Annotated in this window: 1 protein-coding gene; it reads right to left on the reverse strand. The window is 69.6% G+C overall.

What is annotated here, in order from left to right; translation table 11 throughout:
- A partial coding sequence (locus DIE22_RS37755; RefSeq protein WP_148093212.1) for an acetyl-CoA C-acetyltransferase occupies positions 1-1,154 on the reverse strand: 1,154 nt, incomplete at both ends.

Consider the following 1,154-nt stretch of genomic DNA (forward strand, 5'->3'; position numbering starts at 1 on the left):
CCCATCCCGCCGCCGATGCACAGCGACGCCAGCCCGCGCTTCGCGTCGCGCTTGACCATCTCGTGCAGCAGCGTCACCAGGATCCGGCAGCCCGATGCGCCGATCGGGTGGCCGATCGCGATCGCCCCGCCGTTCACGTTCACCTTCGACGTGTCCCAGCCCATCTGCTTGTGCACGGCCAGCGCCTGCGCCGCGAATGCCTCGTTGATTTCCATCAGGTCCAGGTCGCCCGGCGTCCAGCCCGCTCGCTCCAGGCAGCGGCGCGATGCCGGCACCGGACCCATGCCCATCACGCTCGGATCGACACCCGCGTTCGCGTATGCCTTGATTCGCGCGAGCGGCGTCAGGTCGAGTGCCGCCGCCTTCTGCGCCGACATCACCAGCACCGCTGCCGCGCCATCGTTCAGGCCCGACGCGTTCGCCGCCGTCACCGAGCCGTCCTTCGCGAACGCCGGCTTCAGGCCCGCCAGCGATTCCGCCGTCACGCCGTGACGCACGAACTCGTCGGTCGCGAACTGCAGCGGCTCGCCCTTGCGCTGCGGGATCGACACCGGCACGATCTCGTCGTTGAAGCGGCCGGCCTTCTGCGCGGCTTCCGCCTTGTTCTGCGACAGCGCCGCGAACGCGTCCTGGTCCTCGCGCGTGATCCCGTATTCCTTCGCGACGTTCTCCGCCGTGATGCCCATGTGGTACTGGTTGTACACGTCCCACAGGCCGTCGACGATCATCGTGTCGACCAGCTTCGCGTCGCCCATCCGGAACCCGTCGCGCGAGCCCGGCAGCACGTGCGGCGACGCGCTCATGTTTTCCTGGCCGCCCGCGATCACGATCTCCGCGTCGCCCGCCGCGATCGCGTTCGCCGCCAGCATCACGGCCTTCAGGCCCGAGCCGCACACCTTGTTGATCGTCATGCCCGGCACCGCGCTCGGCAGGCCGGCCTTGATCAGCGACTGGCGCGCCGGGTTCTGCCCCGAGCCCGCCGTCAGCACCTGACCCATGATCACTTCGCTCACCTGCTCGGGCTTCACGCCCGAGCGCTCCAGCACCGCGCGAATCACCGTCGCGCCCAGCTCCGGTGCCGCGACCTTCGCAAGCGAGCCGCCGAATTTGCCGACCGCGGTCCGCGCGGCCGATACGATCACTACGTCCGTCAT

This window comes from Burkholderia sp. Bp9142, assembly GCF_003853415.1.
Lineage (GTDB): Bacteria > Pseudomonadota > Gammaproteobacteria > Burkholderiales > Burkholderiaceae > Burkholderia.